10 protein-coding genes and 1 pseudogene are annotated in these 13,047 nt (G+C 71.6%); 1 reads left to right on the top strand and 10 read right to left on the bottom strand.

The window, feature by feature from the left end:
- Nucleotides 1-2: 2 nt before the first annotated feature.
- From AC4D2C_RS03295 to AC4D2C_RS03260, 8 genes are read right to left on the bottom strand one after another with little or no spacing between them, the layout of a single operon-like run.
- Nucleotides 3-374 carry a hypothetical protein gene (locus tag AC4D2C_RS03295; RefSeq protein ID WP_490912552.1) on the bottom strand — a complete coding sequence of 124 codons (372 nt, stop codon included), beginning with the start codon at nt 372-374 and terminating at the stop codon, nt 3-5.
- A 45-nt stretch (nt 375-419) separates the two neighbouring features.
- Entirely contained in the window at nt 420-1,028 is a 609-nt protein-coding gene (locus tag AC4D2C_RS03290) for a DUF308 domain-containing protein (protein ID WP_490912550.1), read from the bottom strand.
- A gap of 49 nt (nt 1,029-1,077) precedes the next feature.
- Nucleotides 1,078-1,257, bottom strand: coding sequence for a hypothetical protein (locus AC4D2C_RS03285; protein ID WP_490912549.1), 180 nt, complete (start codon nt 1,255-1,257; stop codon nt 1,078-1,080).
- A gap of 2 nt (nt 1,258-1,259) precedes the next feature.
- Nucleotides 1,260-3,119 carry an allophanate hydrolase gene (gene atzF / locus AC4D2C_RS03280; RefSeq protein WP_490912547.1) on the bottom strand — a complete coding sequence of 620 codons (1,860 nt, stop codon included), beginning with the start codon at nt 3,117-3,119 and terminating at the stop codon, nt 1,260-1,262.
- Nucleotides 3,116-6,838, bottom strand: coding sequence for an urea carboxylase (gene uca, locus AC4D2C_RS03275; RefSeq protein WP_490912545.1), 3,723 nt, complete (start codon nt 6,836-6,838; stop codon nt 3,116-3,118). Before uca ends, atzF begins: the two co-directional genes overlap by 4 nt.
- Entirely contained in the window at nt 6,835-7,500 is a 666-nt protein-coding gene (locus tag AC4D2C_RS03270) for an urea amidolyase associated protein UAAP2 (protein WP_490912544.1), read from the bottom strand. Before AC4D2C_RS03270 ends, uca begins: the two co-directional genes overlap by 4 nt.
- Nucleotides 7,497-8,372, bottom strand: coding sequence for an urea amidolyase associated protein UAAP1 (locus AC4D2C_RS03265; RefSeq protein ID WP_490912543.1), 876 nt, complete (start codon nt 8,370-8,372; stop codon nt 7,497-7,499). Before AC4D2C_RS03265 ends, AC4D2C_RS03270 begins: the two co-directional genes overlap by 4 nt.
- Before the next feature lie 33 nt (nt 8,373-8,405).
- Complete coding sequence (locus AC4D2C_RS03260; protein ID WP_490912541.1) at nt 8,406-9,902, bottom strand: amino acid permease; 1,497 nt, start codon at nt 9,900-9,902, stop codon at nt 8,406-8,408.
- 214 nt (nt 9,903-10,116) lie between these two features.
- Here AC4D2C_RS03260 and AC4D2C_RS03255 point away from each other — a divergent pair, with 214 nt between their 5' ends.
- Nucleotides 10,117-10,824 (top strand): TetR/AcrR family transcriptional regulator, encoded by a 708-nt coding sequence (locus AC4D2C_RS03255; RefSeq protein ID WP_490912539.1) that lies wholly within the window; start codon nt 10,117-10,119, stop codon nt 10,822-10,824.
- Between the two features lie 94 nt (nt 10,825-10,918).
- On the opposite strand, the gene AC4D2C_RS03250 is transcribed toward AC4D2C_RS03255, so the two are convergent.
- Both AC4D2C_RS03250 and AC4D2C_RS03245 read right to left on the bottom strand, forming a co-directional pair.
- The gene (locus AC4D2C_RS03250; protein ID WP_490912537.1) at nt 10,919-12,160 is read right to left on the bottom strand and encodes an MFS transporter; all 1,242 of its coding nucleotides are present in this window, start codon (nt 12,158-12,160) and stop codon (nt 10,919-10,921) included.
- Between the two features lie 131 nt (nt 12,161-12,291).
- A pseudogene (locus AC4D2C_RS03245) lies at nt 12,292-12,977 on the bottom strand (DNA alkylation repair protein).
- Nucleotides 12,978-13,047 lie beyond the last annotated feature (70 nt).

The following is a 13,047-nucleotide window of genomic DNA, read 5'->3' as shown; positions in this document are numbered from 1 at the left end:
GGCTAGCTGTCCTGCTTCGGCAGGCGCTCCCCGAAACGCGGTTCGTCGTCGGTCTCGCCTGACGGCCGCTTGACCGGTGCTTCGGGGTCCGGCGTCGCGGACGAGCGGTGGACGCCCGAACCCTGGCTGAGGTGCTCGGCATTGGGTGTCTCGGCCATCATGAGCATCGCGCAGATCACCAGGGAGACGATGAAGGCGATCCCGGCGGCCGTGAGGCCCAGATCGACGCGCAGCTCCTTGGAGCCACCACCGGTGGCGAAGATGGACGTCGCGACACCGGCCACCAGGGCCAGGACGGCGGAGAAGACGAGGGGTGCCTTGATGCCGTGGCGGAATCGTCCCTGCGTGGGTTTCCCCGACTGGCGGTTGGCCACGGGCACTCCTTCCGGTTCCGAATATTTCTACGAGGCGTAGAGCCTCTAGTTTACGGGGTCCGGTTCGCCCTGGGCGCCGGATCCGGACGATGCGCTGAGCGCTGAATCGTGCCGGTAGCTGAGACCGGCGATGCCGAGCACGACGGCGGTCAGCAGCGCCCCACCGCCCGTCACCCCGAGCAGCGCGTGCGCTCCGAGCTGCTCGACGAACGGGAGGATCACGCCCGTCACGATGCCCACCACACCGACCACCACGAGGTCCCGTGACGCCGCGTGGGCGCGGACGGAGAGCCCGCGGACCAGTTCGGCGAGGCCTGCGACCACCAGGGCCACGGCGGCGGCGAAGGCGAAGCTGCGATCGTCGACGAAGACGAGGCCGGCGATCCCGGCTCCGAGGAGCAGTCCGCCGCCGATGTCGGTGACCAGCCGGAAGCGCGGGCCCCAGTGCGTCATGCGGTGGGTCCAGAGGTAGGCCGCGCCGCTCAGCAGGAGGTAGACCCCGCCCGCCACGGACATCACGAGCGTGGACGGATCACGCCAGAAGACCGTCAGTAGGCCGAACAGTGCGCTCACCGCGGCGCGGACCAGGAACGGTTTCCACACCAGGAGCTCGGCGGCGGGAGCGGCGCTCGGGGCGGAGGGTGCAGCAGCCATCAAGGGCCTCTCTGGGAGCGGGGCCGGGTCGGTCTCCGGCCTATCCAGTTTAGTCCTCCACCTCCGCAGCGGCAGGCGACGGCACCGCGAAGGCTGCATCCCCCGGCAGCAGCCACTGGTACCGCCAGTCGGCGCTCCTGCCCGCCGTCAGGGGACCGTCCGTCCGCACGTCCTGTGCGGACCGGAGGATCTTCCGCCACCAGTTCGTCGCCTCGTCGAAGGGTGGCACGGCTAGGCGCGTCCTGCCCCTGTGGAACGGCCGCGGGACAACGCTGCCAGGAGGAAGGTACGCAGGGCGCCGTACTCCGGCTGCCCCTCACCCGTGTGCCCTGCGCCCACCCCTGCGCCGGAGTCGGCTGCCGTAGCCAGGAGCCAGTCCCCGTGGTGCGTGATGTCCCGCCCACCGGCAGCAGCCACTGCGTCGCAGGCGAATCCGACGGCGGCGGTTCCGTCCGCAAGACGGACGGAACCGAGCAGCATGGGTTCGGGCAGAACCGCCAGGAACCGCCCGAGCGCCGCCTCGGAGAGGATCCATCGCTCGGCGACGAGCTCCGCGCCGTCGTCGGAGCGGTACAACCCTGGTTTCGGCGGCTGCGTCTCCAGGGCCACCATGCGGTACCGCGCGGCCGTCCGGACGGGACCGTCCCAGAAGGCGCCGAGAGCCTCGAGTTGCGGTGCGAGGACCTGGCCGCGGCGGTGCGCCCCGACCACGACGAGCGGGACGCCGGCGGCTCCCGCCGCTAGCGGCCACGGGAGCGCGGCGGTGTCCATGCCGCCGGCGGTGCCTTCCGCGAACAGGGCAGGAGGAGCGGGGGTCCGTTCGATGCGGCGGGCGATGTCGGCGACGACGGCGTCCTCGAAGGTGCGCCCGACGACGGTGACGCCGAACTGGGCCCCGTCCACCTCCCCGGCCGGCACCGCGACAGCACACATGTCGAACAGGTTGCAGAAGTTCGTGTACGTCCCCAGACGCGAGTTCACGCCCACCGGGTCCGCTGCCACCTCCGCCAGCAGGGGATGCAGGGGCGCCGTGGGCACCAGGAGGGCATCGAAACCCTCGAGCTGCACGAGTGCCGCCCGTTCGAGCTCGGCGAGGCGGGCGGTGTCCGTGACGTACCGGTGCGCGGGCAGCGTGCCTGCACGGGTGATGATGCCGGCGACCGTGGGATCGAGCCCGGCGGGGTTGCCGTCCCCGACGGCGTTCTCCACGAACTCCCCCACGGCGGCATGACGCTCCGCCACGAGGGCGCCGTCGTAGAGCAGGCGTGCGGCCTGCAGGAACAGCTCGATCGGCAGGGGCTCGACGTCGACGCCGGACGCCGCGAGCCGGGCGACCTGACGGCCGAACTCGGCGGCCCACGCGGGCGAGAGCTCGGGCAGCTCGGCGGGGTAGGCGACGCGGGGCCGGCCCGGCGCCGACAGCCGGACGTCCGAGGGCCACGGACGCGAGCCGCCCGCCATCACACCCATCGCGCGTTCGGCCAGGGCGAGGTCCCGCGCCAGGATGGTCACCGCATCCCAGGAACGGCAGGCAGGCACCACGCCATCGGTGGAGACGACATGCAGGGTGGGCTTGATGCCCACGATCCCCTGCAGGCCCGCCGGGACGCGCCCCGAACCGGCGGTGTCGGTGCCGATGGCGATGTCCGCGAGTCCCAGGGCCACGGCGACGGCCGAGCCGGAGCTGGACCCGCCCGAGATGTAGTCGGGCCGGCGGGCATCGCGCACGGCTCCGTGGGGGCTGCGCGTGCCCACGAGTCCGGTGGCGAACTGGTCCAGGTTCGTGGCGCCCAGGACGACGGCGCCTGCGGCCCGCAGGCGGCGCACTGCTTCGGCGTCCCGCCCCGGGAGGTAGGAGAAACCCGGGCAGGCCGCCGTGGTGGGGATGCCCGCCACGTCCACATTGTTCTTCACGGCGAGGAGGAGTCCCGCGAGGGGAAGATCCTCGCCCCCGCCGACCCGCGCGTCGATGTCGGCGGCGTCGGCGAGGAGGTCCCCGGCCGGGCGGAGGGTCACCCAGATCTCCGGGCGGTCGACGGCGTCGATCGCCGCGAGTGCCGCACGGACGCGGTCGGTTGCCAGGGCGTTCATGCAGCCACCTCTTCTGTCGCTCGTGATTCGGGATCCTGCCCCGGTTCGGGTTCCGTCGCAGGGGAAGCACCCAGGACCACCAGCGCTTCACCGGCCACGACCTGCGACCCCGCGAGGGGGAGTACCTGCAGCACCAGTCCGTTGCAGGGAGCGCTGAGGACGGTCTCCATCTTCATGGCCTCGAGGGAGACCAGGGGCTGTCCCTCCACCACCGTGTCACCCGCGGCCACGTCCACCTTCCACACGCTGGCGGCGAAGGGCGAGGAGACCAGCGTGGCGCCGTCCGGCACCACCAGGTCCTCGGAATCGGGGACCGTGGCGGCAGCGGCATCGGCGCGGTCGAACTCGCCGGCGTCGGCCCATGCCTGGCGTTCGACGGCGAAGGCGGCCGCTTGCTGCACGCGGAACTCCGCGATGGATGCGCTGTTGTCGGCGAGGAACCGCTCGTGCTCGGCGAGCGAGAACGTGCCCTCCTCGATCCCGACGCCGCGTCCCCGGCCGGCCGCCATGTCGGCGCGCAGGTCCAGCAGCTCCTCAGGGCTGACCGGGTACCACGAGATGCGGTCGAAGAACCGCAGCAGCCAAGGCGATCCCGCCTCGAACGGGGCGGAGTCGGCGTACCGCGACCAGACCTGGGTGGTGCGTCCCACGAACTGGTAGCCGCCGGGACCCTCCATCCCGTAGATGCACATGTAGGCTCCACCGATGCCGACGGCGTTCTCCGGCGTCCACGTCCGCGCGGGGTTGTACTTGGTGGTGACGAGGCGATGCCGCGGGTCGAGGGGGGTGGCGACGGGGGCTCCGAGGTACACGTCGCCCAGGCCTAGGACCAGGTATTCGGCGTCGAAGACGGTGTCGAAGACGTCGTTCACCGAGTCCAGCCCGTTGATGCGCCGGATGAACTCGATGTTCCACGGGCACCAGGGGGCGTCGTCGCGCACACCGGCCATGTACCGCTCGATGGCCTCGCGGGTCGCCGGGTCGTCCCAGGACAGGGGCAGGCGGACCGAGCGGCTGGGCACCACGAGTTCCGAGCTGGCCGGCAGGGCGCTCTCGACGTCCTGGACCACCTCCAGCAGGCGGCGCGTGGAGAGGACGGAGGGGTCCACCTTGATCTGGAGGCTGCGGATCCCCGGCGTCAGGTCGACCACGCCGGCAAGCCGCATCTGCTCGATGGCCAGGTGCAGGGCGTGCACGCGCGCCCGGAGGCCGAGGTCGAGGACCATGTCACCGTACTCGACGAGGAGATTGTCGTCACCCGAGCGCCGGTACGTCACGGCGGGCCTGCCCGGTTCCTCCGCCGTGCGTGCCAGCACGCCGTCGTCGCCGTCCCCGCCGCGGAGCAGTCGCCGGTGCAGGGACGCGCTGTCACCGGGCAGCAGTTCAGGGGTGTCCGGGAGGATCAGCTGCCGCCCGGGGCCGAGATCCCGCAGCGAGGGTGCCTGGACGGCGCGGACCGGGACGAACCGCACGGTGTCGCCCGGGCGGAGCTGTCCGAGCTTCCACCGGTCGGCCGTCACGACCGTCACGGGGCAGACGAATCCGCCGAGGCTGGGGCCGTCCGGTCCGAGGAGGATGGGCGTGTCACCGGTGAAGTCCAGCGCGCCCACGGAGTAGGCGGTGTCGTGGATGTTGGAGGGGTGAAGGCCCGCCTCGCCGCCGTCGTTCCGTGCCCAGCGGGGCTTGGGCCCGATGAGCCGGACGCCGGTGCGCGCGGAGTTGAAGTGCACCTCGTAGCCGGTGGCGAGGAGTTCGTCGATGTCCTCCCGCTGGAAGAACTCCGGCGCTCCGTGCGGGCCTTCGACGACGGTGAGCTCCCAGCTCGAGGTCAGGGCCGGCCGGGCGTCGAGCGGCACCGGTGCCGAGCCGACGGGCGCGTCGGCCCGCACGGTCCGCAGCACGTCGCCGGTCCGGAGGACGCGCCCGGCGTGGCCGCCGAACTGGCCCAGGGTGAACGTGGACGCGCTGCCGAGGTACAGCGGGATGTCGAGGCCCCCCGCGAACAGGATGTAGCCGCGAAGTCCGGCACCCTCCGCGGTCCCGACGTCGAGGGTTCCTCCGGCGGGAACCGTGATCGGCTCCCACGGGGTGGCGTCGGCGCCGTCCACCGTCACGCGGACCTCCGCTCCGGTCACGCACAGCGTGGTCTCGTGCGAGAAGGTCAGGCTGGGCCCGGTCATCGTGAATTCGAGGCCGGGGGCACCCTCCTCATTGCCGAGGGCCTGGTTGCCGAGCCGGAAGGAGAGATCGTCCATCGGGCCGCTCGGCGGGACGCCCACCTGCCACAGGTTGGTGCGGCCCGGCCAGTCCTGCACGCTGGTCTGGAGTCCGGGCCGCTCCACGGTGATGCGTGGTTCGGGGTCCCCCACAGTGTCGAGGGTGCTGGTCGAGTGCCCTGCCGCGCGGACGACGTCGAGCGTGCTGACGGCGCGCAGCATGCCGAGGTTCGTCTCGATGCCGTCGATCCGCGTGCCGGCGAGGGCATCGGCCAGGCGGTCGAAGGCCTCGTCGCGGCTGTTGCCGGAGGTGATGATCTTCGCCAGGAGGGGATCGTAGTTGGTGGAGACCTCGCTGCCGGTCTCGGCCCAGGTGTCCACGCGGACGTGGTCCGCCTCGGGGTAGGCGGTGTTCGTGATCGTGCCCGCGCTGGGCTGGAAGCCGCGTGCGGGGTCCTCCGCGTACACCCGGGCCTCCACGGCGTGGCCGGAGACGGGGACGCTGTCGGGCACCCCGGCGAGGACGGCCGCGGCGTCGGGCCCGCCCTGGGCGAGGCGGAGCATCCACTCGACGAGGTCGACGCCGGTGACCGACTCCGTGACGGGGTGCTCGACCTGCAGACGCGCGTTCACCTCGAGGAACGAGGCCTCCTGGCGTGCGGAGTCGTAGACGAACTCCACCGTTCCGGCCGAGCGGTAGCCGAGCGAGGCGCACAGTGCCCGCGAGCTGCGGTGCAGTTCCTCGCGGAGCCCGTCCGGGAGATCCGGCGCCGGTGCCTCCTCGAGGACCTTCTGGTGGCGGCGCTGCAGGGAGCAGTCGCGGTCACCGAGGCTGACCACGCGGCCTTCGCCGTCGCCGAAGACCTGGACCTCCACGTGACGGGCGTTCTCCACGTAGCGCTCGGCGAAGACGCCGGCGGTCCCGAAGCTGGCTCCCGCGAGCCGGGCGACGCGGGGGAAGCTCTCCTCGAGCTCCTCCTCGGTGCGGCAGACGGTCATCCCGATGCCGCCTCCGCCGCCGGTCGCCTTGAGCATGAGGGGGAACCCGATCGACGCTCCGGCTGCCAGGGCGTCGTCGACGCCGTCGAGCAGCACGGACCCGGCGATCATGGGGACGCCGGCGGCGGATGCGGCGTCCCGGGCGGTGTGCTTGGTGCCGAAGATGCGCAGCTGCTCGGGCGTGGGTCCCACGAACACGAGTCCTGCGGCCTCGACGGCCTCCGCGAAGCCGGCGTCCTCGGACAGGAAGCCGTAGCCGGGGTGGATGGCGCCGGCGCCGGAGGCCGCGGCAGCCGCCAGGAGCGCCTCGACGCGGAGATAGGACTCCTTGGCCGGTGCCGGGCCGAGGAGCACGGCCTCGTCGGCGAGCCGGACATGGCGGGCGCCGCGGTCGGCTTCGGAGAACACGGCGACCGTCCGCAGACCGAGCTTCCGCGCGGAGTCGATGATGCGGCAGGCGATCTCCCCGCGATTGGCGACGAGCAGGGTGTCGAAACGGTTCATGCGGCGTTCTCCGGACGGGTGACGATCATGCGGACGGGAGTGGGGTCGAAGCCGTTGCAGGGGTTGTTGACCTGCGGGCAGTTGGAGACGAGCACCAGGGTGTCCACCTCGGCGCGGAGCGCCACGCGCTTGCCCGGGGCGGAGAGGCCGTCGACGATCCCGAGGGCGCCGTCGGGATCCACCGGGACGTTCATGAACCAGTTGATGTTGGAGACGAGGTCCCGCCTGCCGAGCCCCCACCGGGAGCCCTCGATGAGGAAGTTCTCCACGCAGGCGTGCTGCTCGCGCGTGTGCTGGCCGTACCGGAGCGTGTTCGACTCCTGGGAGCAGGCACCGCCGATCGTGTCGTGCACGCCCACCTCGTCCGCCACGACCGTCATGAGCGCGAGGCCGTTGTCGGCGCGGAGCACGGAGCCGGTGGTGAGGACGATCGAGCGCTGCTGCGCGATGGTGACCGGTGCCGAGTACCGGACGGCGGTGTCCCCGGCGGCGTAGAGCAGGCAGTCGACCGCCTGGTTGCCGTCGAGGTCCACAATGGTGAGGACGTCGCCCGCAGCGACGACCGCGGACCACGGCCCGCGGGCCTCGACGTACTCGTCGAGGACGACGGCGCCGGGTACGAGGGCCACGTCGGTGGCCCGGTGTGTGGTGGTGGTGCTCATCGGGTGCTCCTTGCGGCGAGGTCGTGCTCGGTGTTGTCGAGTGCCTGCAGGTGTTCGGGCGCGAGCGGTCCGACCAGAAGCCCGGCGGCCAGTGCGGCGAGGTCCTCCGGGGCCCGCCATGCCGCGATACCGACGGCGGTGCCGGTGAAGTCGGCGCGCGGGTCCAGCGGGTGCGCGGTGTTGGCCAGCACGACGACGGCGTCCACCTGCAGCAGCAGGTCGACGTACGCGCCCGGGCCGGCACTCCCGGTGAAGCCGAGACCACCGTCGGGGTCCACACGGATGCCCTTGAAGAAGGTGAGCGACGGCGCGACGTCCCGGGGTCCGAGCCCGTTCTTCAGTGCCCCGAGGGTCAGCAGTTCCCGGGCCGCCGGTGATGCGCTGTGGGCCGTTCCGGCGCCGTAGCGGGCGGTGTTGCCCGCCAGGGTCGTGGCTCCCGTCAGGGCGTCGTGGTGGCCGGAGGTGTCCGCGACGATCGTCGCCAGGACGCGTCCCGCGTCGGAGAGGAGCGGGTGCCCGGTGCCGGGGTAGGCCTGCCACGGCACCTTGACGGTGTCCGCCGCATTGAAGCGTTCGTGCAGGGCCCCCGCCCGGTACAGGAGGGTGTGCACGCAGGCGTCACCGGCGTCCGTGAGCCGGATGCGGGTACCCCGGGCGAGGGGCAGGGTCGTGTAGCGGCCGAAGGCCAGCGTCTCCGACCAGACCAGGCGGTCGGCGGCGCCGTCGGGCAGTCCGTCCATGAGGGAGGAGGGTACTGAGGACACCGGGATGTGGCGCATGGTGTCCGCCGTCCGGCTGTGCTGGTCCCGGGCGTGGGCCCGGGCCCCGGCCGTGGTGGCCGTGCCTGCCGGGGTGTCGGTGGTCTGTGTCATGTCGGTCCTGTCGGTGTGCGTGCGGGGTGGGTGTCAGGAGGCCTTGGCCGCGATGCCCCGGCGGACCCAGAGTCCTCCGAGCAGCACGATGGCGACCATGAGGGGAGCCGAGTAGAGGAGGATCCCGTTCTCGCCGGCGGGGTCGTACACCTCGGGGCGGGGCCAGGCGAGGTTGACCACCATGACGGCGCCGTACAGGACGGCGAGCACGTTCACGGGCAGCCCCCAGCGGCCCAGGGAGAAGAGGCCGGCCGGCATGGTCTGCCCTACGCGGTCCCAGTCGCCGCGGAGTCGGTTGATCAGCTGTGGAACGGTGACGAGCAGGTAGGCGATGTAGACCATGACGATGCAGACGCTGGTCAGCGTGGTGAAGAGGGCGGCGTTGCCGACGTTGATGGCCAGGACGCCGACGGCCAGGGCGCCGATGGCGATGGACGGCCACATCGGGGTCCCGCGGCGGGGATGCACGGAGGACAGCAGGGTGGAGGCGGGGAGCTTGCCGTCGCGTGCCATCGAGAAGACCAGGCGTGAGCCGGCGGTCTGGATGGCCAGCGTGCAGACGAAGATCGCGATGGCGACGTCCACCAGCAGCACCTTGCCCCAGAAGGTCCCGAGGACCGCGGTCAGCACGTAGGGCAGTCCCTCGGTGGCGAGCCGGCCGTCGTCGAGGCTGGGCGCCGCCATCAGGGCCGTGAGGATCATGAGGGCTCCACCGATACCGGAGATTGCGAGGGCGGAGATGATGGTGCGCGGTGCGGTACGCCGGGGGTCCCGGGTCTCCTCGGACAGCTCGCCCGCGGAGTTGAAGCCCACCATGACGTAGGCGGCCATCAGGCCGGAGACCAGGAACGCGCCCACGGCGCCGAGCTCCGAACTCTGCAGCACCGTGGTGTCCATCACGACGTCGGGGCCCCGCTGCGCCGCGCTGACCAGGGCGAGGACCACGGCGACCACGCCGACGATCTCGCAGGTTACGCCGATGGAGTTCACGTGTGCCATGAGCCGGACGCCCATGGCGTTGATGATGGTGGTGGCCACCAGGAGGATGGCGCCGAGGACGACGGCGTTCGCGGCACCCGTGACGGTGGTGAGGGCAGGGTCACCGCCGACGAGCTGGAAACCGCTCCACAGCTGTGGGAGCACGACCTGCAGGGCGATGGCTGCAGCAGCGGCCGTGACCACCTGGGCCACCGCCATGAACCAGCCGGCGAACCAGCCCACGGTCTCTCCTCCCACGCGGCGTGCCCACTGGTAGACGGCGCCCGACAGCGGATACCGAGCAGCCAGTTCGGCGAAGTTCAGGGCTACGAGGAGCTGGCCGACGAGCACGATGGGCCACGTCCAGAAGAACGCCGGGCCGGCGAACGAGTACCCGAAGGCGAAGAGCTGGAAGATCGTGGTCAGGATGGAGACGAAGGAGAAGCCCGCCGCGAAGGAGGCGTAGCGGCCCAGCTTGCGGTGCAGGGACGGCTCGTATCCGAGGGAGGTGAGGTCGGCGTCGTCCGTCTGGGTCGAGAGGGGAATCGTCATCTGTGTCTCCGTGCTCGGAACGGGTGGGTGCCGGCGGGAGGTGCCCGAGGGCCCTCAGCAATACCGGTCACTTGATAGTTTTCCAATGCGAGGTCCCGCCCGGGTTTCACGGGTGTAAACAGCTCGTGGAAAGGACGTTTCCGCAATGTTTCGTGCTCCCCGGCGGGACGACGGCGCGCGGCCGACCCCGTTCCGAGGGTGTAAGAATGAGGGCGTGACATTGGCCGGACCGGGACGCCCCCGCGCGCGACCTCCGATCCGCCGTGGAGCCACCGCCCGCGAGGAGATCCTCGACGCGGCCGCCGAACTCTTCACCACCCAGGGCTACGCCACGACCTCCACCCGCGCCATCGCCGACGCCGTCGGGATCCGCCAGTCCTCCCTCTACCACCACTTCGCCACCAAGGACGACATGCTCGAGACCCTCCTGGCCGGGACGGTCGCGGACGGGCTGGCCTTCGCACGGGCGGTGTGCGTGGGTGATGGGACAGCCGACGGCGATCCGTCCCCGGCGGCCCGGCTCCACGCCGTGGCGTTGTTCGACGGGACCCAGCTGTGCAGCGGTCCGTGGAACGTAGGCATCCTGTACCACCTGCCCGAGGCGAGGGATCCGCGGTTCGGGAACTTCCTCGCGGACCGGGCGGAGTTGCGGAGCCTCTACCAACGGCTCGGCTCGGCCGTCACCCCCGACCCGCTGTGGCCCGGGGATCCCCGGCACCACGGGGAGATAGCCTTCCGCCTCGTCGAATCGCTCGTCAGCCTCCGGGCCGATGGCCAGGCGACCCCGGACTCGCCGGTTCAGGTGGCCGATGCGGCACTGGCGCTCTGCGGCGCCGCGACGGACCTGGAGAGGGTCCGCAGCGAGAGCGTCGCGCTCATCAGCCGACTCGAGTACGAGCTACCTCGTCGATCCGCCCCGTGAGGGCAGGACGCCCCGGTGCGGACGGGACCACGCGCCGTCCGCTCCGGTAGGACCCGGACAAGCGCCACTGGAGCGCAGCGGAGCCAGGAGAGCGTCAGGCGCGCGGGGTGCTGGCGCGACGGGACCCGGCGAGCCCGGCAGCGGCGAATACGACAGTGGCCACCAGGACGACGGCGGTCGGCAGTGCCCAGGTGCCGGTGGCGTCATGGACGGCGCCGACGAGCGACGGAGCGGTGGCGCCGATGGCATACCCGGCACCCTGCACCATCGCGGAGAGCTGCCGGGCATGCGTGCCGCTCAGTGCGAGCTGCACCACGAGGATGAAGATGATCGTGATGCCGCCCCCTTGGGCCACTCCACCCAGGAGGCCCCATGCCGGCCAGCCGGCGGGAGCGAGCAGGAGTCCCAGCGGACAGCTGATCCACAGGGCCGAGACCAGGCCGAACGTCCGCGGAATGCCCAGCCGCTGCGAGAGCAGCGGAACCCCGAGCGCGCCGACGACGGCGGCGATCTGGAAGATGGACGAGCTCGTCCCGGCCTGGCCCGGGGAGTATCCGAGTTCCTGCTCGAGGACGGTCGGGAGCCACGCGGTGAGTCCGTAGTAGGAGAAGGCCTGAGCGCCGAACGTCAGCGAGAGGAGGACGGCCGAGAGGCTGAGCCATGTGCGCGGTTTCACGGCCGGAAGCGGGACGCCACCGGTGCCGGGCGCGAGGGTATCGACGGCGGCCGATTCGACGGCGGGTTTCAGGGGCCCCCAGCGGAAGGCCCTGCCCGGCCCGATGGCGGTCAGCCACACCGCGGCAGCAACGACGACGAACCCGATCCAGGTCAGTAGCGCACCACGCCAGCCGAAGGCGCCGGCGAGGGGGACCGTTGCGAGGGTCGTGATCATCGAGCCCACGTTCAGCGCCGACGTGTAGGCGCCCGTGACGATACCGACACGCCGGGGCTCGATGTCCCGCCGGATGACGACCGGCAGGACCACGTTGCCGACGGTGATGAAGGCTCCCATGATGATGGTGCCCGCGACCGTGGCATCCAGGCCGCCGGCCGAACGCACGATGGAACCGACCCCGACGCCGAGGATGGCCGTCGTCGTCGCGAAGTTCGCGCCCGCCTTCCCGACGTACAGGGAGGCGAAGGGTGTCATCAGGGCGAAGCACAGCACCGGCAGCGCGGTCAGCAGGCCTGCCCGGGCGGCGCTCAGGGAGAGCTCGGCGCTGATCTGCCCGGTGATGGGAGCGACGGCCACGATCGGCCCCCGGAGGATGAAACCGATGAACACGATGCCCAGCAGGAGCAGAACCGGGAAACGGGATCGGGCGGCGATGTTCATCGGTTTCACCCTACGTCGGAAGCGAGGCGCACTCCGGCGCGGCCCGCACTCCGTAGCCGTCCGGTGCGCGTGCGGCAGGGGGTCGGGGCGGCGCCGGGCGGCCGACGGTTTCGGTGGCCTGTTCGTACGCCCTACGCCCCCTGCTGGCGCCGCACCATCTCCCGGATCCAGATCGGCGCGAACGGGGAGGTGCAGTTGGGCGGCGTCGGGTAGTCCCTGAGGACCTCGAGGCGCTCCCCGATGGCGACGGCGCGCTCCCTGTACGCCGCGTGGTCGATCCCGATCTGCGCCAGCGTGTGGTTCATGGCCCACTGCAGCCGGTCGGGGGCGTCCTTCATCCGGGCCTCGATGGTGTGTCCAGCAGCGCGGGGAGGTCGAGCCCTTCGGGCGCCTTCACGACACGCTCGCTCGTGAGCGCCCAGCCGGCGCCGGCCACCACCGGGTCGGGATCCGTGAGCCATGCGAGACGCAACTGCTCGGCGTGCGGGCTCTTCTTCACCACGTAGTTGACGAGCCAGTCGTGCACCTTCGGGACGCGCGCCTGCCGGAGCATCCTGTCCAGTTCCTCCGGGTCGAAGGCCTTCGGTCGGCAGATCAGCAGGGCCACGAGCCGCGCGGCGGTGTCCCCCGTGGCCCACAGGTCACGCGCCAGGTCCTGCTGGGTCCTCAGTCGCTTCGCCACGGCACGCAGGGCGGACAGGTTCACCCCGTGATCGTCTCCGTGCGCCTCGTTCACGGCGCGTATCCGGGGGTCCTCGAGTGCGGCCAGCTCCGCCAGCACCTCATCGACGGCAGGGACACCGACACCTGTGGTCATGCTTCACCTCGGATTCGTCGTAGGCCTCCATCCTGCCGTGGCCGGCTCACGGACACCAGAGCGGCGGCGC

This window comes from Arthrobacter sp. TJ-240, assembly GCF_058269195.1.
The sequence above is the reverse complement of the archived record's forward strand: the minus strand, read 5'-3'. Positions and strand labels throughout refer to the sequence as shown.